17 protein-coding genes are annotated in these 21,088 nt (G+C 73.4%); 12 read left to right on the forward strand and 5 right to left on the reverse strand.

Annotated features, from left to right (window positions below; translation table 11 throughout):
* Positions 1-19: 19 nt before the first annotated feature.
* From sufD to BLS43_RS05715, 3 genes are read right to left on the reverse strand one after another with little or no spacing between them, the layout of a single operon-like run.
* Positions 20-1,198: a Fe-S cluster assembly protein SufD gene (gene sufD / locus BLS43_RS05705; RefSeq protein WP_093077837.1), complete on the reverse strand. Its 1,179-nt coding sequence runs from the start codon at positions 1,196-1,198 to the stop codon at positions 20-22.
* Positions 1,195-2,631, reverse strand: coding sequence for a Fe-S cluster assembly protein SufB (gene sufB / locus BLS43_RS05710; RefSeq protein WP_093077840.1), 1,437 nt, complete (start codon positions 2,629-2,631; stop codon positions 1,195-1,197). Before sufB ends, sufD begins: the two co-directional genes overlap by 4 nt.
* Entirely contained in the window at positions 2,615-3,370 is a 756-nt protein-coding gene (locus tag BLS43_RS05715; RefSeq protein WP_245707320.1) for a helix-turn-helix transcriptional regulator, read from the reverse strand. The genes sufB and BLS43_RS05715 overlap by 17 nt, the downstream gene beginning before the upstream one ends.
* Before the next feature lie 94 nt (positions 3,371-3,464).
* Here BLS43_RS05715 and mptB point away from each other — a divergent pair, with 94 nt between their 5' ends.
* From mptB to BLS43_RS05735, 4 genes are read left to right on the forward strand one after another with little or no spacing between them, the layout of a single operon-like run.
* Complete coding sequence (gene mptB, locus BLS43_RS05720) at positions 3,465-5,150, forward strand: polyprenol phosphomannose-dependent alpha 1,6 mannosyltransferase MptB (protein ID WP_176921186.1); 1,686 nt, start codon at positions 3,465-3,467, stop codon at positions 5,148-5,150.
* A 20-nt stretch (positions 5,151-5,170) separates the two neighbouring features.
* Positions 5,171-6,082, forward strand: coding sequence for an ABC transporter ATP-binding protein (locus BLS43_RS05725; RefSeq protein ID WP_093078510.1), 912 nt, complete (start codon positions 5,171-5,173; stop codon positions 6,080-6,082).
* Positions 6,079-6,855, forward strand: coding sequence for an ABC transporter permease (locus BLS43_RS05730; protein WP_093077843.1), 777 nt, complete (start codon positions 6,079-6,081; stop codon positions 6,853-6,855). The genes BLS43_RS05725 and BLS43_RS05730 overlap by 4 nt, the downstream gene beginning before the upstream one ends.
* A 47-nt stretch (positions 6,856-6,902) precedes the next feature.
* On the forward strand, positions 6,903-7,841 hold the full coding sequence (locus tag BLS43_RS05735) for a COX15/CtaA family protein (RefSeq protein ID WP_245707321.1): 939 nt from the start codon (positions 6,903-6,905) through the stop codon (positions 7,839-7,841).
* A 30-nt stretch (positions 7,842-7,871) separates the two neighbouring features.
* Here the strand turns inward: BLS43_RS05735 and BLS43_RS05740 are convergent, their stop codons facing one another.
* A complete protein-coding gene (locus tag BLS43_RS05740; RefSeq protein ID WP_245707322.1) occupies positions 7,872-9,062 on the reverse strand; it encodes an MFS transporter in 1,191 nt (396 codons plus the stop codon).
* Between the two features lie 75 nt (positions 9,063-9,137).
* Between BLS43_RS05740 and BLS43_RS05745 the strand changes: the two genes are divergently transcribed.
* Positions 9,138-11,120: a S9 family peptidase gene (locus BLS43_RS05745; protein WP_093077848.1), complete on the forward strand. Its 1,983-nt coding sequence runs from the start codon at positions 9,138-9,140 to the stop codon at positions 11,118-11,120.
* Positions 11,121-11,167: 47 nt separating this feature from the next.
* Here BLS43_RS05745 and BLS43_RS05750 read toward each other — a convergent pair whose 3' ends face one another.
* Positions 11,168-12,046, reverse strand: a complete 879-nt coding sequence (locus BLS43_RS05750; protein ID WP_245707323.1) for a heme o synthase — start codon at positions 12,044-12,046, stop codon at positions 11,168-11,170.
* Between the two features lie 309 nt (positions 12,047-12,355).
* On the opposite strand from BLS43_RS05750, the gene tkt reads away from it, so the two are divergent.
* The 7 genes from tkt to BLS43_RS05785 are packed head-to-tail and all read left to right on the forward strand — an operon-like array spanning position 12,356 to position 21,052.
* On the forward strand, positions 12,356-14,446 hold the full coding sequence (gene tkt, locus BLS43_RS05755; RefSeq protein WP_093077853.1) for a transketolase: 2,091 nt from the start codon (positions 12,356-12,358) through the stop codon (positions 14,444-14,446).
* Between the two features lie 11 nt (positions 14,447-14,457).
* On the forward strand, positions 14,458-15,582 hold the full coding sequence (gene tal / locus BLS43_RS05760) for a transaldolase (RefSeq protein WP_093077856.1): 1,125 nt from the start codon (positions 14,458-14,460) through the stop codon (positions 15,580-15,582).
* A 28-nt stretch (positions 15,583-15,610) separates the two neighbouring features.
* Entirely contained in the window at positions 15,611-17,368 is a 1,758-nt protein-coding gene (locus BLS43_RS05765; RefSeq protein WP_143029949.1) for a hypothetical protein, read from the forward strand.
* Between the two features lie 22 nt (positions 17,369-17,390).
* A complete protein-coding gene (gene zwf / locus BLS43_RS05770; protein WP_093077862.1) occupies positions 17,391-18,953 on the forward strand; it encodes a glucose-6-phosphate dehydrogenase in 1,563 nt (520 codons plus the stop codon).
* A gap of 19 nt (positions 18,954-18,972) precedes the next feature.
* On the forward strand, positions 18,973-19,917 hold the full coding sequence (gene opcA / locus BLS43_RS05775) for a glucose-6-phosphate dehydrogenase assembly protein OpcA (protein ID WP_093077865.1): 945 nt from the start codon (positions 18,973-18,975) through the stop codon (positions 19,915-19,917).
* Entirely contained in the window at positions 19,917-20,684 is a 768-nt protein-coding gene (gene pgl / locus BLS43_RS05780; protein ID WP_093077868.1) for a 6-phosphogluconolactonase, read from the forward strand. Before opcA ends, pgl begins: the two co-directional genes overlap by 1 nt.
* A complete protein-coding gene (locus tag BLS43_RS05785; RefSeq protein ID WP_093077871.1) occupies positions 20,684-21,052 on the forward strand; it encodes a PIN domain-containing protein in 369 nt (122 codons plus the stop codon). Before pgl ends, BLS43_RS05785 begins: the two co-directional genes overlap by 1 nt.
* The last annotated feature ends 36 nt before the right edge of the window (positions 21,053-21,088 follow it).

Genomic DNA, 21,088 nt, shown 5'->3' on the forward strand with positions numbered 1-21,088 from the left:
TACTCCAGTGGTGGGTCGACTAGACGCCGGTCGCGGCGAGCTCGGCCTCGATGGCCTGCTCCAACCGCGCCCGCAGCTCGGGGAGGGTGGTGGTCGGGATGCGCAGCAGGATCTCGCCGAAGAACGCCCGCACGACGAGCCTGCGGGCCGACTCCAGGTCGATGCCGCGGCTCTGCAGGTAGAACAGCTGCTCGTCGTCGAAGCGGCCGGTGGCCGAGGCGTGCCCGGCCGAGATGATCTCGCCGGTCTCGATCTCGAGGTTCGGCACCGAGTCCGCCCGCGCGCCCTCGGTGAGGACCAGGTTGCGGTTGAACTCGTAGGTCTCGGTGTTCTCCGCCGCGGCCTGGATCAGCACGTCCCCGATCCAGACGGTGTGCGCGCCCTCGCCCTGCAGCGCGTTCTTGTAGAGCACGTTGCTGCGGCACTGCGGCACCGCGTGGTCCACGAGGAGCCGCTGCTCCAGGTGCTGTCCCGCGTCCGCGTAGCCCAGGCCTACCAGGTCCACGTCCCCGCCGGGGCCGCGGTAGGTGACCGTCGGGCTGACCCGGACGAGGTCGCCGCCCAGCGCGACCGAGACGACCTTGAGCACGGCGTCCCGCCCGATCGACAGGTGCTGCGCCGAGACGTGCACCGCGTCGTCCGCCCACTCCTCGGTGACGACCACCGTGAGGCGCGACGCATCGGCCAGGACGATCTCCAGGTTGTCCGCCAGCACGCCGGACCCGCGGTGCTCGAGCACGACCGTGGCCTCGGCGTGGGTGGTGGTGCGCAGCTGCAGGTGCGCGGCCGCCGTCGAACCCGCGCCGGGGCCCTCGACCGTGACCGTGACCGGGTCGGGGGTGCCGTCGAGGGTGACGATCGTGGCCTCGGCGAACGCGGACCAGGCCTGCGCGGCCACCCGGTCGGCCGGGGTGCCCGCCTCGCCGATCCGCGGGTCGTCCCGACCCACGGTCTCGGCCGACGCGCCCGTGACGGTGACCGTGGCGCGCCCGTCGAGCGCGGCGGTGCCGTCGTGCAGGCCCTTGAGGCGCTTGAGCGGGGTGAACCGCCAGTTCTCCTCGCGACCGCTCGGGACCTCGAAGGCCTCGACGTCGTAGGAGGTGAAACGCTCGCCCGCCGACAGGACGGGGGTCTCGCCCTGGCCCTTCTTGGCGCCCTTGAGCTCGGGCGCCAGACCGGCGACTTCCTGCGAGGTCATCCGACCGAACCCTCCATCTGCAGCTCGATCAGGCGGTTCAGCTCGAGGGCGTACTCCATGGGGAGCTCGCGCGCGATGGGCTCGACGAACCCGCGCACGACCATCGCCATGGCCTCGTCCTCGGTGAGCCCGCGGCTCATCAGGTAGAAGAGCTGGTCGTCCGACACCTTGGAGACGGTGGCCTCGTGGCCCATCTGCACGTCGTCCGTGCGGATGTCGACGTACGGGTAGGTGTCCGAGCGGCTGATCGTGTCGACCAGCAGCGCGTCGCACTTCACCGTGCTCTTCGAGTTCTTGGCCCGGGGGTTGACCCGGATCAGGCCGCGGTAGGAGGTCCGCCCGCCGCCGCGCGCCACCGACTTCGAGATGATCGTCGACGACGTGTTCGGCGCCAGGTGCGTCATCTTCGCGCCGGCGTCCTGGTGCTGCCCCTCGCCCGCGAACGCGATGGACAGGACCTCGCCCTTGGCGTGCTCGCCCATCAGCATCACGGCCGGGTACTTCATGGTCACCTTGGAGCCGAGGTTGCCGTCGACCCACTCCATGGTCGCGCCCTCCTCGGCCTTGGCGCGCTTGGTGACCAGGTTGTAGACGTTGTTCGACCAGTTCTGGATGGTCGTGTACCGCACCCGGGCGTTCTTCTTCACGACGATCTCGACGACGGCCGAGTGCAGCGAGTCCGACTTGTAGATCGGCGCGGTGCAGCCCTCGACGTAGTGCACGTACGAGCCCTCGTCCGCGATGATCAGCGTGCGCTCGAACTGGCCCATGTTCTCCGTGTTGATCCGGAAGTAGGCCTGCAGCGGGATCTCCACGTGCACGCCCTTCGGCACGTAGATGAACGAGCCGCCCGACCACACGGCCGAGTTGAGCGCGGAGAACTTGTTGTCCCCGGACGGGATGACCGAGCCGAAGTACTCCTGGAACAGCTCCGGGTGCTCGCGCAGCCCCGAGTCGGTGTCCAGGAAGATCACGCCCTGCTCCTCCAGGTCCTCGCGGATCTGGTGGTAGACGACCTCGGACTCGTACTGCGCGGCGACACCGGCGACCAGGCGGGCCTTCTCGGCCTCCGGGATGCCCAGCTTGTCGTAGGTGTTCTTGATGTCCTCGGGCAGGTCCTCCCAGCTGGAGGCCTGCTTCTCCGTGGACCGCACGAAGTACTTGATGTTGTCGAAGTCGATGCCCGACAGGTCCGAACCCCAGCGCGGCATGGGCTTGCGCTCGAAGAGGTCCAGGGCCTTGAGCCGGAAGTCCAGCATCCACTGGGGCTCGTTCTTCAGGCGGGAGATGTCCGCCACCACGTCCGCGGAGAGTCCGCGGCGCGCGGTGGACCCGGCGACGTCCGAGTCGGCCCAACCGAAGTCGTACCGGCCGAGCGTCGCGAGCGTCTCCTCCTGTGTCAGCGCCTGCTGAGCCTCAGGAGTGGTCGTCATGCTGCCTCCCTCTCGGGGACGTGGTGGTCACTTGCCGCCCCTGGCCGCGTTCGGGTGCGATCAGGGGTACGTGGGTGGTGCACGCGGTGTCGCCGCGTGCGATCGTCGCCAGCCGCTGCACGTGCGTGCCCAGGACCTCGGCGAACGCCTCGGTCTCCGCCTCGCAGAGCTCGGGGAACTCGGCGGCCACGTGGGCCACCGGGCAGTGGTGCTGGCACAGCTGCACACCGGCGCCCGCCTCGCGGGCGGCGGCGGCGTAGCCGCGGGAGCTGAGGACCCGGGCGAGGGCCTCGGCCCGCTCCCCCGGTCCGCCCGCGGCGTGGATCTCCTCGACGGCCCCGCCGAGCAGGTCCCGCACCCGGGTGCGGGCGAACTCGCCCACCGCCTGCTCCCCCGCGTGCTGGGCGAGGAAGCGCAGCGCCGAGGTGGCCAGATCGTCGTAGCCGTGGCCGAACCGGACCCGGCCGGCGTCCGTCAGCAGGAAGTGCTTGGCCGGACGGCCGCGGGTGCGGCGGCCGCGGCGCGGGGCCTCCCGGACCTCGGCCTCGCCGTCCGCCAGCAACGCGTCGAGGTGCCTGCGCACCGCGGGGGCGGACAGGTGCAGCTCGGCGGCGACCTCGGCCGCGGTGATCGGGCCCTGCTCCATGAGCAGGCGCGCGACCGCGCGCCGGGTTCCTCCGGACAGGTCGAGCCCGGGCACCTGCGGCGCCCCGGTCTCGGTCGGTCCGGCTGTTTTCACAACACCAGTGTTGCTTATATCCGCGCGGACGGCAAAGGCACCCCCGCCATGGGGTGAGCGGGCTCACTGGACCCGGGCTCCGTACGCTCACGGCATGGCCTCGCCCGTCCTGCAGGATCCTGCCGTGGCGGCGCGGCGCGATCCCGCCCGGCTCGCCCGCAGGCTGGGGCTGACCGGGGCGCTGCTCATGGCCGTCGGGTCGTTGGGGGCGGGCGCGCTCCCGGTCCCGAACCCGCTCAACGGGCTGCGCCTGATCGGCCTGCCCGCGCGGAACGCCACCCTCGCCATCGCGCTGACCTACGCGGGCATGGGCATGCTGGTGCTGGCGTGGCTCTGGATCGGGCGGATGCTCTCCGCGCGCGGCGCGATCCCGCCCGCGCCGGACCGGGTGTCGCTGGGGCGCACCGGGATCCTGTGGGCGATCCCGCTGGCGATGGCGCCGCCGATGTTCTCCAAGGACGTCTACAGCTACCTCGCGCAGTCCGCGATCATGGCTCGCGGCCTGGACCCGTACGTCCTCGGCCCGGCCCAGGCCCTCGGCGTCGACGATCCGCTGACCCGCACCATCCCCACGATCTGGCGGGACACCCCGGCGCCGTACGGGCCGTTGTTCATCGCGGTGGGGCGCGGCATCACCGCGCTGACCGGCAACGACGTCGTGTTCGGTGTGCTGGCCCACCGGGCCCTCGCGCTCGTCGGCGTCGGCCTGATCGTGTGGGCGCTGCCCAAGCTCGCCCGCCGCTGCGGGATGGAGCCCGGGCTGGCGCTCTGGCTGGGCGCGGCGAACCCGCTCGTGCTGTTCCACCTGGTCAGCGGCATCCACAACGAGGCGCTGATGATCGGCCTGCTGCTGGCCGGGCTGCATCTGGCGCTCGGAGACGGAGCTCGCGGAGTCGACCCTCGTCCCAGCGGCGGAGCTCGCGGAGTCGACCGTCGTTCCAGCGGCGGAGCTCGCGGAGTCGACCCTCGTCCCAGCGACGGAGCTCGCAGAGTCGACCGTCGGAGCGGTCCGGGGGATGCGCCGGTGCCGTGGGCGCGGTGGGTCGCGGGGGCGGCGCTGATCACGCTGGGCGGGTCGGTGAAGCTGCCCGCGCTGCTGGCGCTCGGGTTCGTCGGGATGGACCTGGCCCGGCAGTGGGGTGGCCGGTTCCGGGACGTCGCGCGCGCCGCGGGGCTGCTCGGCGCCGTCGCCGTCGGCGTGTACCTGGTCATCGGGTTCGGCACGGGGCTGGGCTTCGGCTGGATCCACACCCAGGGCACGGCCAACGAGATCCGCAGCTGGATGTCGCTGTCCACCGACCTCGGGCAGCTGTCGGGGCAGGTCGGGATCCTGGCGGGCCTCGGCGACCACACCGACACCACGCTGGCGATCACGCGCGGGATCGGCGGGATCGCGATCGCCGCCGTCGTCGCGTGGCTGCTGTGGCTGTGCCTGAAGGGCCGCGTGGAGCCGGTCACGGGCGTCGGGGTGGGGCTGGGCGCCGTCGTCCTGCTCGGGCCCGTGGTGCACCCGTGGTACCTGCTGTGGGCGGCGATCCCGCTGGCCGCCACCCGCGGGATGCCGCGCTACCGCCGGTTCGCCCTCGCGGCGTCCGCCGTGATCGCGCTGATGGTCCCGCCGACCGGCGCGGACTTCAACTTCCGCGCCTACCAGCTGCCCTTCGCCATCCTGGCCGGCGCGGTGATGTTGCTGGTGGCGCTCGTGGTCCTGCGCGAGCTCGTCCGCCGGGAGTCGGGTGCTGAGTCGGGCCCCGACGCGGAGATCCGCGCGCCTTCGTAGACTCACCCGTTGTGCATGCGTTGTCGGTGCGAGGCCTGGTGAAGCGGTTCGGCGCCACCACCGCCGTGGCAGGCCTCGACCTGACCCTGGACCGGGGTGCCGTGCTCGCCCTGCTCGGGCCCAACGGCGCGGGCAAGACCACCACCGTCGAGATCTGCACCGGCTTCCAGGACGCGGACGCGGGCGAGGTCCGGGTGCTGGGCGAGGACCCGTCCGGCGGGCCGGACGGCCTGCGCGCCCGCATCGGCGTGATGCCCCAGGGCGGCGGGGCCTACCCCGGGGTGAAGGCGGGCGAGATGCTGCGGCTGGTCGCGGCCTGCGCGGCGCATCCGCTGGACCCGGACTGGCTGATCGGCGTGCTCGGCCTCGACTCCGCCGCGCGCACCCCCTACAAGCGGCTCTCCGGCGGCCAGCAGCAGCGGCTCGCGCTCGCCTGCGCGCTGGTCGGCCGTCCCGAGCTGGTGTTCCTCGACGAGCCGACCGCGGGCATGGACCCCCAGGCCCGGCGGCTGGTGTGGGACCTCGTCGCCGCGCTGCGCCGGGACGGGGTGGCGGTGCTGCTCACCACGCACCTGATGGAGGAGGCGGAAGCGCTCGCCGACCAGGTCGTGATCGTCGACCACGGCGCGGTCGTCGCCGCGGGCACGCCCGCCGAGCTCACCACCTCCACCGGCGACGAGCAGGAGCTCCGGTTCCGGGCCCGCACCGGGATGGACGTCACGGCCCTGGCCGCGGCGCTCCCGCCGGGCTACCGGGCGGCGGAGACCGTCGCGGGCCGCTACGTCGTCCGCGGTCGGATCGACCCCCAGGTGCTCTCCGCGATCACCGGCTGGTGCGCGGGCCAGGGCGCCCTGGCCGACGACGTCCAGGTCGCCCGGCGCAGCCTCGAGGACGTCTTCCTCGATCTCACCGGGCGGGAGCTGCGCTCATGACCCCGTTCCCCGCGGGCACGTTCACCCCGGCCCCCGGCCGCGGCTCCCTCGGCCGGATGCTCCGTGTCCAGGCGGGCACCGAGACCCGGATGGCGCTGCGGCACGGCGAACACGTGCTGCTCACCCTGCTGATCCCGATCGTGCTGCTCGTCGGCCTGTCGGTGCTGCGGGTGTTCCCGCTGCCGGAGCCGCGGGTGAACTCCGTGGTCCCGTCGATCCTGGCGCTCGCCGTGATGTCCACGGCGTTCACCAGCCAGGCCATCGCGCTCGGGTTCGACCGCCGCTACGGCGTGATCCGCAGGCTCGCGGCCACCGCCCTGCCCCGCTGGCTGCTGGTCGCCGGGCGGCTCGCGGCGATGCTGGCCGTGGTCGCGGTGCAGCTGGTCGTCCTCGGCGTGATCGCGGCGCTGCTGGGCTGGACGCCGACGTTCGGCGGGGTGCTGTGGGCGCTGGTCACGGTGCTGCTCGGCTGTGCGGCGTTCGGGGCGCTGGGGATCCTGCTGGGCGGCACCCTGCGCGCGGACATCGTGCTGGCGGTGGCCAACCTCGTCTGGTTCGTGCTGCTGCTCGGCGGCGGGATCGTGATCCCCCTGGCCCAGCTGCCCGCGGGCCTCGCCGCGGTCGCCGCCCTGCTGCCGTCCGGGGCGTTGGCCGAGGGGCTGCGGGGCTCGCTGGTCGACGGCACCGGCCCCGGGGCGGGCCCCGTGCTGGTGCTGCTCGCCTGGGCCGTCGTGGCCGGTGGGGTGGCGGTCCGCGCGGTGAAGCTCCGGTAGGAACCCGGCGGTGTCGCCGGTGGGCTCCTGCTTCTACGATGCGTAGTATGACGCGAATCCCCGCCACCTCGCCGCTGTGGATGCGGCGGCTCGCGATCCTGTCGCTGATCGGCCAGGCGGGGATCATGGTGACCGGGGCGGTCGTGCGGGTCACGGGCTCCGGGCTCGGCTGCCCGACCTGGCCGAACTGCTTCCCCGGCTCGCTCGTCCCGGAGCCGCACCCCGAGATCGCCCCGCTCGTGCAGTGGATCGAGTTCGGCAACCGGCTGCTGTCGATCTTCCTGGTGATCGTCGCGGGGATCACCTTCCTGGCCGCGCTGAACACCCGGCCCCGCCGGACGCGGTTGACCCTCCTCGCCCTGGCCATGCCGCTGGGCGTGGTCGCCCAGGCCGTGATCGGCGGGTTCACCGTGCTCGCCGGGCTGGCCTGGTGGAGCGTCATGCCGCACTTCCTGGCCTCGACGGTGCTGGTGTGGCTGGCCGTCGAGCTGGTCGACGAGGCGCGTGCGGGCGGGGCCGTGACCCGCGTCGTGCCCCGGCCGGTGCGGACCCTGGGCGCCGTCTCCACCGTCGTGCTCGGGGGTCTGCTCGTGGCGGGGACGCTGGTCACCGCGGCGGGCCCGCACGCGGGGGACGCGAACACCCCCCGGCTGGACGTCCCGGTCACCCTGCTCGCCCAGCTGCACGCGGACCTGCTGTTCGCCTACCTCGGGCTGGTCGTCGGGCTGGGCTTCGCGCTGTGGGCGGTGCACGCCCCCGCGCGGCTCAAGCGCCGGTTCGCGCTGCTGGTCGCGATCGTGCTGGCCCAGGGCGCGCTCGGGGGGATCCAGTACGCCCTGGGCGTCCCGGAGCTGCTGGTGGCCCTCCACGTCCTCGGCGCGGCCCTGACCACCGCGGCCGCCGCGGGTGTCTGGGCGGCCACCAGCGAGCGCGCCCCGGCCCCGCAGACCACCCCCGTCGAACCCCGCACCCCCGCCCACGCCTGAGCCGCGGCCCCGCGAGTCCCGGGATCGGGGTCAGTCGTGGACGGCGCGGCGGGTCAGGACGGCCGCCACCGCGGCCAGCAGCGCGACGACGACGCTGAAGACGAGCGTCGTCGGGACCAGGCCGACGATCTGGGTGGCGGCGCCGACCGCGATCACCGGCACCGAGATCGCGATGTAGAGCACGAGGAAGAACGTGGCCACCACGGCCCCGCGCACCTCCTGCGGCGCCGCCTCCCCGACCGCGGCGAGGCCCGCGCGGAAGCTCATCCCCTGCCCCAGGCCCGCCACGACGGCGCCCACGCAGAACACGACGAGCGACGCCACCGCCACACCCGTGCCGATCAGCAGCACCCCGACGGCCAACCCCACGCAGCCGACCGGCAGCGCCACCCGCGGCGGGACCCGCGCGGAGGAGACCTGGCCGAGCGCCGACGCGCCGAGCATCCCGAACACCGTCGCGCCGACGGCGAGGTGCCCGGACACCCCCATCACCTGCGCCAACACCGCGGGCGAGACCGCCGTGAAGAGACCGAGGACCGCGAAGCCCGCGAACCCGCCGACCGCGGCGGACCCGAACACGCCGCGCACCTCGGGCGGGATCCCGCCGACGCGCAGGGGCTCGATCCGGAGGCCCCGCGGCCGCACGGTCTCCGGCACCACGGCCAGCGCGGCCGCCGCGAGGACGACGAGCACGGCGTGCACGACGTAGGTCAGCACCAGCGGCAGCGGCGCGACCTGGGCCAACAGCCCGGCGAGCACCGGGCCCAACCCGAGCCCGAGCATGTTGACCACCGCGGCGACGAGGCCGGCGCGGCGCTTCCCCGTGGGCGGGGCGAGGTCGATGATCGTCGCGGTGGCGGTCCCGGTGAAGATCCCCGCGGACAGCCCGGAGAGCAGCCGCCCGACGAACAGCGCGGGCTCGACCGGGATCAGGAACACCAGCGAGCTGAGCAGCGCGAAGACCAGGCCTAGCAGCAGCACGGGTCGACGCCCGATGCGGTCGGACAGCCCGCCCAGCACCACCAGCGCGGTCCCGACGCCCACCGCGTACGTCGCGAACACCACCGTGACCACGAGACTGCCGAACCCGAACCGCTGCTCGTAGAGCGGGTAGAGGGGTGTCGGCATCGTGGTGCCGATCATCGTGACGAGGAAGGCGGCGGCGACGGCGGCGGTCGCCACCCACGACACCCGTCCCCCGGTCTCCTGCTCGGTACGCACGACGCCCATGGTCTCCCGGAACCCGGTTGCGCGGCGAATCCGTCCCCTCCGGACGGAGGGTGTAGGCATGGTCACGTGCCCGACTTCACCGATCTCCAGTCCTACGTCGAGCTCCCCCGCGTCGCAGGCCTCGCCCTGTCCCCGGACGGTCACCGGCTCGTCACCACCGCGGCCGCCCTGACGGCCGACCGCACCGCCTGGCGGCCCGCGCTGTGGGAGGTCGACCCCGCCGGTCGCGAGCCCGCCCGGCGGCTCACGCGCGGCGAGAAGGGCGAGTCGCAGCCGGTCTTCACCCCCGACGGTGACCTGCTGTTCGTGTCCGGCAGACAGGACCCGGACACGAAGGACGCGCCCGAGTCGTCCTCCCTGTGGGCGCTCCCCCCGCGCGGCGAGGCCCGCAGCGTGGCCACCCGGGCGGGTGGGGTGTCGGCCGTCGCGGTGGCCCGGGACGCGGGGACGGTGCTGGTCACGAGCCCGACGCTGCCCGCCGCGGTGACCGACGCGGACGACGCCGCGCGCCGCAAGGCCCGCAAGGACGGCGCGGTCACGGCGATCCTGCACGAGGGCTACCCGATCCGGTACTGGGACCACGACCTCGGCCCGGACGAGCCCCGCCTGCTGATCCACACCGACGACGGCTGGCGGGACCTCACGCCCGCGCCCGGCCGGGCCCTCGACGAGGCCGCCGCCACGCTCAGCCCGGACGGCCGCACCGTGCTCACCACGTGGAGCGTGGCATTGCCGCGCGGTGACCGGCGGACCGTCGTCGAGGCGATCGACACCGCGACCGGGGACCGCCGCACGCTGCTCGGGGACCCCGACCACGACTACGGGCCGGCGTGGGTCAGCCCGGACGGGGTCGCCGTCGTCGTGCTGCGGACCCGGCGGACCACCCCCGAGCTGGCCCCGCGGACCGATCTGGTGCTGCTGCCCCTGACCGGCGGGGAGGCACGCCCGGTGGCGCCGGAGTGGGACCGCCGGCCCGCGGACGTCGCGTGGACGCCGGACTCCCGCGCCCTGGTCGTGGCCGCCGACGACCGGGGCCGGGCCCCGTTGTTCCGCATCGACCTCGAGTCCGACCGGGTGACCCGGCTGACCGGGGACCACGGGGCCTACTCGAACGCCGTCGTCTCGCCGGACGGGGGCACGGTCTACGCGCTGCGCAACGCCGTGGACTGCCCGCCCACCCCCGTCCGGCTCGACGCCCAGGCCCCCGACCAGCAGCCGACCCTGCTGCCCGGGCCGGTCGAGCCGCCCGTGCTCCCCGGCACGCTCACCGAGGTCACCGCGACCGCGGTGGACGGCGCCCCACTGCGGGCGTGGCTCGTCCTCCCCGACCGGCAGGGCCCCGTGCCGCTCCTGCTGTGGGTGCACGGCGGTCCGCTGGGCAGCTGGAACACCTGGCAGTGGCGCTGGAACCCGTGGCTGATGGCCGCCCGCGGGTACGCGGTCCTGCTCCCCGACCCGGCGCTGTCCACGGGTTACGGACAGGACTTCGTGCAGCGCGGCTGGGGCGCGTGGGGCGAGGCGCCCTACACCGACCTGATGGCGCTGCAGGACGCGGCGGAGGCCCTCCCCGAGATCGACGCCACCCGCACGGCCGCGATGGGCGGCTCCTTCGGCGGCTACATGGCCAACTGGATCGCGGGCCACACGGACCGCTTCCGGGCGATCGTCACGCACGCGAGCCTGTGGTCGCTCGACCAGTTCGGCCCGACGACGGACCTCTCCTACTACTGGCGCGTGGAGATGAGCCCGGAGCGGGCCCTGGCCAACAGCCCCGACCGGCACGCCGACGCCATCCGGACGCCGATGCTGGTCGTCCACGGGGACAAGGACTACCGGGTCCCGATCGGCGAGGCGCTGCGGCTGTGGTGGGACCTGCAGTCACGGGTCGCCGACCCCGAGGCGAACCCGCACCGCTTCCTGTACTTCCCCAGCGAGAACCACTGGATCCTGACGCCGCAGCACGCGGCGCTCTGGTACGAGACCGTCCACGCCTTCCTCGCGACCCACGTCCTGGGCGAGGAGTGGCAGGTCCCGGACCTGCTGAGATGACCCTCGTGCGCGGCGATCGTCGCTGGAGCGACCATCGCCGCGCACGGTCAGAGGACGGTGGGCAGGCCGATGGCCGCGTCGACCGCGATGGCCAGGAAGAGGCCGCAGAGGTAGATGTTCGACAGGTGGAACAGCCTCATCGGGGAGACGTTCTCGCCCGCCTTCACCCCGGCGTGCAGGCGGTGCGCCATGACGACGAAGTAGAGGCCGCCCGCCAGCGCGAACCCGACGTAGATCCAGGACGTGACCGGGGCCAGCAGCAGCGTCCAGGCGACCATCACCCAGGCGTAGGCCACGATCCGCACCGACACCTGCCGCGGGGTGGCGACGACCGGCAGCATCGGGACCTCGGCGGCCGCGTAGTCGTCCTTGTACTTCATGGCCAGCGCCCAGAAGTGCGGCGGCGTCCAGAAGAAGATCACGCCGAACATGACGAGCGCTGGCCACTCGACCGTGCCGGTGACCGCCGACCAGCCGATGACGACCGGCATGCAGCCCGCGGCGCCGCCCCAGACGATGTTCTGCGAGGTCCGCCGCTTGAGCAGCAGCGTGTAGACCAGCACGTAGAAGGCGATCGCGGCGACCGACAGGATCGCCGAGAGCAGGTTGGTGGTCAGCCACAGCCAGGCCGCGGACAACGCGCCGAGGGCCAGGCCGAAGACCAGCGCGTTCCGCGGCGGCACCTCGCCCCTGGCCGTAGGCCTGCGCGCGGTGCGCTTCATCTTCGCGTCGATGTCCGCGTCCACCACGCAGTTCAGCGCGTGCGCCGACGCCGCGGCCATGGTGCCGCCGACCAGGGTGGCCAGGATGAGCCAGACGGACGGGATGGCGCGCTCGGCGAGGATCATCGCCGGCACCGTCACGACCAGCAGCTGCTCGATGATGCGGGCCTTGGTGAGCGCGGCGTACGCCCGAACCGTGTCCACGACGCCGCGTTTCGCCGGAGCGGTCGACGCCGCCCCCCGGTGTGACACGGGTGTGCTCACCAGCTGCTACCTCGCTCGACCGTAAGTGGTGGGACTGCGGAAGCGTACTTCTACAGCGCGTCGATGCTAGCTCGTGGAGTGGCGGAGGGGGTCGCGGGGTAGCCGGTTCGTGAGGACTACGTGTCCGAACTCCCCGAACCGGGCGTCGGGCGTCCGCTTCGGACTAGAGTCCGGGGTCGAGTCGGACGGGCCCCCGCGGTCCTCCCTGAACCGTCACACCCCCATCGATGCAGACAGGAGCTCCGCACCGTGTCTTCTACCGAGCCCGACTTCGCCGCCCTCACCCGGGCCGAGGTGCCGCCGGACTGGACCGAGCTGGACAAGCGGGCCGTCGACACCGTCCGGGTCCTGGCTGCGGACGCGGTGCAGCACTGCGGCAGCGGCCACCCGGGCACCGCGATGAGCCTGGCGCCGCTGGCCTACACGCTGTTCCAGCGCGTCATGCGGCACGACCCGGCGAACCCGGACTGGCCGGGCCGCGACCGGTTCGTCCTCTCGGCGGGCCACTCCAGCCTCACCCTCTACATCCAGCTGTTCCTGGCGGGCTACGGCCTGGAGATCGAGGACCTCAAGCAGCTGCGGAGGTGGGGCTCGAAGACCCCGGGGCACCCGGAGTGGCGCCACACCGACGGTGTGGAGATCACCACCGGCCCGCTGGGCCAGGGCCTCGCCTCCGCGGTCGGCATGGCGATGGCGGCCCGCCGCGAGCGCGGCCTGTTCGACCCGGACGCCCCCGAGGGTTCCTCGCCCTTCGACCACCAGATCTACGTCATCGCCTCGGACGGCGACATCGAGGAGGGGGTGACCAGCGAGGCGTCGTCGCTCGCGGGCCGCCAGGAGCTCGGCAACCTCACGGTGATCTACGACGACAACAAGATCTCCATCGAGGACGACACCGCGATCGCGCTGTCCGAGGACACCGCGAAGCGCTACGAGGCCTACGGCTGGCACGTCCAGGTCGTCGAGGGCGGGGAGAACGTCACCGGCATCCTCGCCGCGCTCGAGGCGGCGCGGGACGAGAAGGACCGGCCGTCCTTCATCCTGCTCCGCACCATCATCGGCTTCCCGGCGCCGACCAAGATGAACACCGGCAAGGCGCACGGCGCGGCGCTGGGCGCCGAGGAGGTCGCCGAGACCAAGAAGGTCCTCGGGTTCGACCCGGACAAGGACTTCGTGGTCGAGGACGAGGTGCTGGCCCACACCCGGGACGTCGGCGAGCGGCTGGGCGGGAAGAAGGACGCCTGGCAGAAGTCGTTCGACGACTGGGTGATGCGGGAGCCCGAGCGCAAGCAGCTCTGGGACCGCCTGCTGGCCAACGCCCTGCCCGAGGGCTGGACCGACGCGCTGCCGCAGTGGCCCGTCGACCCGAAGGGCCTCGCCACCCGCAAGGCCTCCGGCGAGGTGCTCAAGGCCCTCGCGCCGGTGCTGCCGGAGCTGTGGGGCGGCTCGGCCGACCTGGCCGAGAGCAACAACACCACGATGGAGGGCGCGGACAGCTTCGGCCCGAAGTCCGCGGCCACGAAGATGTGGAACGCGAACCCGTACGGCCGCACGCTGCACTTCGGCGTCCGCGAGCACGCGATGGGCGCGATCCTCAACGGCATCTCGCTGCACGGCCCGACCCGCCCCTACGGCGGCACGTTCCTGCAGTTCGCGGACTACATGCGCGGGGCCGTGCGGCTCGGCGCGCTGATGAAGTCCGCGGCGGTCTTCGTCTGGACGCACGACTCCATCGGCCTCGGCGAGGACGGACCCACGCACCAGCCGATCGAGCACCTCGCGGCGCTGCGGGCCATCCCGAACCTGTCGATGCTGCGCCCGGCGGACGCGAACGAGACCGCCCACGCCTGGCGCGCGACGCTGGAGTGGCAGGAGGGCCCGGTCGGCCTCGCGCTGACCCGGCAGAACGTCCCGACCCTGGAGGGCACCTCCTACGAGGGCGTGCAGAAGGGCGGCTACGTCCTGGCGGACGCCACGGACGGCGAGCCGCAGGTCGTGATCATCGCCACCGGGTCGGAGGTCCAGCTCGCCGTCGAGGCGCGGAAGACCCTCGAGGCGGACGGCGTTCCCACCCGCGTGGTGTCCATGCCGTGCGTCGAGTGGTTCGACCAGCAGGACGCCGCGTACCGGGACTCCGTCCTGCCGCCGTCGGTCAAGGCGCGGGTCTCGGTCGAGGCCGGGATCGCGATGCCCTGGTACCGCTTCATCGGAGACGCGGGCGTGCCCGTGTCCATCGAGCACTACGGCGCCTCCGCGGACGCCGCCACCCTGTTCCGCGAGTTCGGGTTCACGCCGGAGGCCGTCGTCGACGCCGCCCGCGCGAGCCTCGGCAAGCTCTGAGAGGAGTGCACATGAGCAGCAACGGCAAGTCGGCCGCCCTGGCCCAGCTGTCGGAGGCGGGCGTCTCGATCTGGCTCGACGACCTCTCCCGCGAGCGGATCACCTCCGGGAACCTCACGAAGCTGATCGACGAGTGGAGCGTCGTCGGGGTCACCACGAACCCCACGATCTTCGCCTCCGCCCTGTCGGACGGCGCGGCGTACGACGCGCAGGTCCGGGAGCTGGCGGCCCGCGGCGCGGACGTCGCGGCCACCATCCGCGAGGTCACCGTCGCGGACGTGCAGCAGGCGTGTGACGTCTTCTCCGGCGTCTGGGAGAAGACCGGCGGCGTCGACGGCCGGGTCTCCCTGGAGGTCGACCCGACCCTGGCCCGGGACACCGAGGCCACCGTCGCGCAGGCGCTGGACCTGTGGAAGGCCGTCGCCCGGCCGAACCTGCTGGTGAAGATCCCGGCCACCGAGGCGGGCCTGCCCGCGATCACCCGGGCGCTCGCCGAGGGCGTGTCGGTGAACGTCACGCTGATCTTCTCCGTCGAGCGCTACGAGGCCGTCATGGCCGCGTACCTCGACGGCGTCGAGCAGGCCGCGGCGAACGGCGTCGCGGTCTCCTCGCTCACCTCGGTCGCGTCGTTCTTCGTGTCCCGCGTGGACTCCGAGATCGACGGGCGGCTGGACGCCATCGGCACCGACGAGGCGAAGGCGCTCAAGGGCAAGGCGGGCGTCGCGAACTCCCGGCTGGCCTACGACGCGTTCCAGAAGGTCTTCTCCTCCGACCGCTGGAAGGCCCTCGAGGCGCAGGGCGCCAAGCCGCAGCGGCCGCTGTGGGCCTCGACCGGGGTCAAGAACCCGGACTACCCGGACACCCTCTACGTCACCGAGCTGGTCGTCGCGGACACCGTGAACACCATGCCGGAGAAGACCATGGCCGCGTTCGCGGACCACGGCGTCGTCGAGGGCGACAAGGTCACCGGCACCGGGCCCGCCGCGCAGGAGGTGTTCGACTCGCTGGAGCGGGTAGGCATCGACCTGACCGACGTGTTCCTGGTGCTGGAGAACGAGGGCGTCGAGAAGTTCGAGAAGTCCTGGTCGGAGCTGCAGGAGTCCGTCCAGGGGCAGCTCGACGCCGCAGGCAAGTGACAGCCGACTAGTCGGAGGCGACCCGCACGTGACGTCTCGACCCGCCGTCGGGCTCCCGGTCGTGGAGCTCGGCGGCGGTCTCCCGTCCACCCCGTCGAGCTCCGGGACGGGGGTCGCCGCCGAGGGGCGGCGGGTGGCGGCCCAGCTGGCCGCCGACACCGTCGCGTCCCGGATCACGGACGCCGACCCGTCGTTCCTGCGACCCGAGCAGGGCCGGGTGGCCGCCGACGCGCTCGGCTGGGCCGCCCTCCCGTGGGCCTCCCGGCCGTTGATCGGGCAGATCGACGCGCTGCGCGAGGCCTTCCGGGTGGACGGCGCCGCCCGGGTGCTGCTCGTCGGCGACAGCCGGTGGACGCTCGGCGCCGAGGTCCTCGCCCGCGCCGGCGTCCGTACCGACGCCCGGTCGATGGTCGACTCCGCAAGCTCCGTCTCCGTGGATCTCCTCACGGTCCTGGACTCCCCCGATCCGGGCGTGGTCTCGCACGCCCTGGCCGGGGACCTGACGGGCACGGTGGTGGTGATCACCGACCCGGAGGGCGGGACGGCGTGGATCGCCGCCGTCCAGGAGCTGCTCACGGACGCGATCGCCGACGAGGTCGGCCCGCGCGCCGCCGCCGAACGGACCGTGGTGCTGACCGAGGCCGGGTCCCCGCTCGACGAGCGCGCCCGGGCCGCGGGCTCGGTCGTGATCACCACCGAGCGGGACGTGCCGGCCGTCTTCTCCGTGCTCGGGGCGCCGGGACTGGTGCCCGCGGGGCTCGCGGGCGCACCGGTCGGCGGGATCCTCGACGACGCCCGCGCCGCCGTGGAGCTGCTGACCGGTGACGACCCGGCGAACCCCGCCCTGCTGCTCGCGGGCGTGTTGGTGGCGTCCGCGAACGACGCGGTCCGGCTGGACGGGCGGCTCGCACCGCCCGCGCTGACCGAGTGGGTGGCGATGCTCGTCGCGGCGGCGGGGGCGATGCCCGTGCTGCTCGACGGCGAGGGCGGGGACGCGGGCGAGGACGGTGTCCCATCCGGGCCGACCCTCGCCCCGGCGACCGCCAAGGACCCCACGGCCGCCCCGGACGACCTGTCCGAGCTGCTGGGCCCCGCACCGCGCCGGATGCCGGACGATCCCGCCACCCTCGAGCCCGAGCCGGACGAGCCCGGGTCCGGCGGCTCGGACGAGGTGATCTCCACCGGCGGGCCGCTCGGCGCCGAGCTGCTGCTCTGGCAGTACGCGGCCGCGGCCGCCGCCCGGCTGCTCGGCGGCGACCCGTTCGCCGAGGTCGCCGGGTCCGCCGGGATCCCCGAGGCCCTGCCCGAACGCGCGTCGGACGGCGTGGTGACGGTCCACGCAGGCCCGTGGCTGACCGGTGCCCCGTCCACCGGGGACGCGCTGCAGGCGCTCGTCGACGCCGTGCCGGAGGGTGGGCACCTCGCCCTGTCCGTGTGGCTGGACCCGGCGGACGACGCGTCGATGGCCGTGCTCCGCGGTGAGCTGGCCCGCCGCACCGGCGTGCCCGTGACGTTCGGGTGGGGGCCGCGCCACCGCGGCGTGCTCGCCCCGTTCGCGCGCGCCGATCCCCGACCGGGTGCCGTCTGCGTGGTGACGGGCGAGCCCCCGGATGATCTCGTCCCCGACCCGGGGCCCGAGAGCTCTAGGCTGGCGTTGACCGAGGCGAGCGGCGCCGCTGCCGCGGTCGCCGCGCGGGATGTGCCCGTGCTGCGACTGCACCTCGCCGACCGGGTCGCCGGGCTCGTCCTGCTCGCTCGCGCGGTCCAGGACCTGCGGAGACCGTGACAACAGTGGAAGGCTTGCTGCCATGACCAGCGGTACGAAGGGAATCCCGGCCCATACGGCGGCCTGGGTGAACCCGCTGCGTGACCCCCGGGACAAGCGGCTGCCGCGGATCGCGGGCCCGTGCGGTCTGGTGATCTTCGGTGTGACCGGGGACCTGTCGCGCAAGAAGCTGATGCCCGCCATCTACGACCTCGCCAACCGCGGGCTGCTCCCCCCGGGCTTCGCGCTGACCGGCTTCGCCCGCCGGGACTGGTCGAACGACGACTTCGGGCAGATCGTCCTCGACGCGGTGAAGGCGCACTCGCGCACGCCGTTCCGGCAGGAGGTCTGGGACCGGCTGGCCGAGGGCTTCCGGTTCGTCGAGGGCACCTTCGACGACGACGACGCGTTCGACCGGCTCGAGCAGACCGTCCACGACCTCGACCGGGTCCGCGGCACGAACGGCAACCACGCGTTCTACCTGTCGATCCCGCCGTCGGCCTTCCCGGTGGTGTGCAAGCAGCTCGCCCGCTCCGGGCTGTCCGCGCAGAACGCGGACCAGTGGCGCCGGGTGGTGATCGAGAAGCCCTTCGGGCACGACCTCGCGTCGGCGCGGGAGCTCAACGCGATCGTCAACGACGTCTTCCCCGAGGACTCGGTCTTCCGGATCGACCACTACCTCGGCAAGGAGACGGTGCAGAACGTCCTCGCGCTGCGCTTCGCCAACCAGCTCTACGAGCCCATCTGGAACAGCAACTACGTCGACCACGTGCAGATCACCATGGCCGAGGACATCGGCCTCGGCGGGCGCGCGGGGTACTACGACGGCATCGGCGCGGCCCGGGACGTCATCCAGAACCACCTGCTGCAGCTGCTCGCCTTCACGGCGATGGAGGAGCCGACGTCCTTCTCCTCCGACGAGCTGCGCACCGAGAAGATCAAGGTCCTGAACGCGACCAAGCTCGTCGGCCCGCTGGACGCGACCACCGCGCGCGGGCAGTACACCGGCGGCTGGCAGGGCGGCGAGCTGGTCCGCGGCCTCAAGGAGGAGGAGGGCTACGACCCGAACTCCACCACCGAGACGTACGCGGCGATCACCCTCGAGGTCGAGAACCGCCGGTGGGCCGGGGTGCCCTTCTACCTGCGCACGGGCAAGCGGCTGGGGCGGCGGGTCACCGAGATCGCAGTGATCTTCAAGCGGGCGCCGCACCTGCCCTTCGACTCCACGATGACCGAGGAGCTGGGGCAGAACGCGCTGGTCATCCGGGTGCAGCCGGACGAGGGCATCACCATGCGCTTCGGGTCCAAGGTGCCGGGCAGCCAGATGGAGGTCCGGGACGTCACGATGGACTTCGGCTACGGCACGGCGTTCACCGAGGCCTCGCCCGAGGCGTACGAGCGGCTGATCCTCGACGTGCTGCTCGGCGAGCCGTCGCTGTTCCCGGTGAACGAGGAGGTCGAGCGGTCCTGGGAGATCCTCGACCCGGTGATCGAGCACTGGCACTCGCTCCCGGAGGGCCCGCCCGGGTACCCCGCGGGATCGTGGGGGCCCGAACAGGCCAACGAGATGCTGGCCCGGACCGGACGCACGTGGCGTCGGCCGTGAGCGCGAGCAGGAGCAGAGGATGATCGTCGACCTCCCGTCGAGCAACACCTCGGCGGTCAACAAGAAGCTCGTCGAGCTGCGCGAGTCCGGTGGTGTGCAGGCGCAGGGCCGGGTGCTCACGCTGGTGATCGTCACCGACGACGGTGCGGGCATCGAGAGCGCGATCGAGGCGGCCAACACCGCGAGCCACGAGCACCCCTGCCGGGTGATCGTGCTGGCCCGCGGGGCGCGCCGGGCGGCAGCGCGGCTGGACGCCCAGATCCGCGTGGGGGGTGACGCGGGCGCGAGCGAGGTGATCGTGCTGCGCGGCTACGGCCCCCTCGCGGGCGGCGAGGCGGGTGCGGGCATGGTCATGCCGCTCCTGCTGCCGGACGCCCCGGTCGTCGCCTGGTGGCCCGCCGAGGCGCCCGCGGTGCCCGCCGAGGACCCGATCGGCGTGCTGGCCCAGCGCCGCATCACCGACGCGCTGTCGGCGAAGGACCCGATCAAGGCCTTCGAGCAGCGCCGCGCCACCCACGTGGCGGGCGACACCGACCTCACCTGGACGCGGCTGACCCAGTGGCGGGCCCTGCTCGCCGCGGCGCTCGACTTCCCGCCCCACGAGGAGGTCACGTCCGCGCTCGTCGTCGGGGAGAAGGTGTCCCCCTCGACCGACCTGCTGGCGGGCTGGCTGGCCACCCGGCTCGGGGTCAAGGTCAAGCGCTCCCCCGCCGCCGGCGGCCAGGGCATGACGCTCGTGCAGCTCACCCGCGCCTCGGGCAAGGTCGAGCTGTCGCGTCCGGACGGGAAGACGGCCACGCTGTCGCAGCCCGGCCAGCCGGACCGGATGATCGCCCTCGCGCGCCGCGGCGTGCCGGACTGCATCGCCGAGGAGCTGCGCAGGCTGGACCCGGACGAGACGTACGGCGAGGCGCTCGCGGGCGTCGAGGCCGTGTCCCGCGGCCGGTCGGCGGTCAAGGTCTGATGGCCGAGATCGTCATCCACTCCGACTCGGACGTCCTGGCCGCGGCGTGCGCGGCCCGGCTCGTCACGAAGCTGGTCGACCTGCAGGCGGGGGGTGGGATCCCGCGGGTCGTGCTGACCGGCGGCGGCGTCGGCATCGCGATGCTGGAGCAGATCCGCGACTCCCCCGCCCGCGCGGCGGTGGACTGGTCGCGGATCGAGTTCTACTGGGGGGACGAGCGTTTCCTCCCCGCCGGGCACCCGGAGCGCAACGAGACCCAGGCCCGCGAGGCGCTGCTCGACCACGTCGACGTCGACCCGTCGCTGGTGTTCCCGATGGGCGCGGACGTGGGCCACGGGCCGTCGGGGGCCGACGAGGCCGCCGCGGAGTACGCGGACCTGTTGGCGCGCAAGGCCCGCCCGGAGGACCACGGCGAGGTCCCCGCGTTCGACGTGCTGATGCTCGGCATGGGCGGGGAGGGGCACTGCGCCTCGATCTTCCCCGAGTCCCCGGCCGTCTACGAGACCGAGCGGACGGTCGTGCCGGTCTACAACTGCCCCAAACCGCCGCCCACCCGCGTCTCGCTGACGCTGCCCGCGATCCGCACGGCCCAGGAGGTCTGGATCATCACGGGCGGGTCGGCGAAGGCCGCGGCCGTCTCGCTCGCGCTGGGCGGCGCGGGTGAGGTCGCGATCCCGGTGGCCGGGGCGCGGGGGCGGCTGCACACGCGGTGGCTGCTGGACCGGGAGGCGGCGTCGAAACTGCCGTCCGACCTGCACCGGGGCTGATGCTGCTCGTCGTGGACGGGGCCAACGTCGTCGGCTCCCGTCCGGACGGGTGGTGGCGGGACCGCGCGGGCGCGGCGGAACGCCTCGCCACACAGCTCGCCGCGGCCCGGCGGTCGGGCGCGCTCGCGGCCCTGGGCGACCGGGTGGTCCTGGTGCTGGAGGGCGAGGCCCGCGGCGCGGCCGTGCCCGAGGACCTGGAGGTCCTGCTCGCCCCGCGGGACGGGGACTCGACGATGGTGGAGCTGGTGCACGAGTCCCCCGACGAGGTCACGGTGGTGACCGCGGACCGCGAGCTCATCCGCCTGGTGACCGCCCTCGGCGCCCGCACCGTCTCCCCCCGCACCCTCCTCCGCATTATGGAACCATAACGGGCTTTTCGAGGCCGGATTAGCGCATTGTGGAAC

This window comes from Pseudonocardia oroxyli (assembly GCF_900102195.1).
Lineage (GTDB): Bacteria > Actinomycetota > Actinomycetes > Mycobacteriales > Pseudonocardiaceae > Pseudonocardia > Pseudonocardia oroxyli.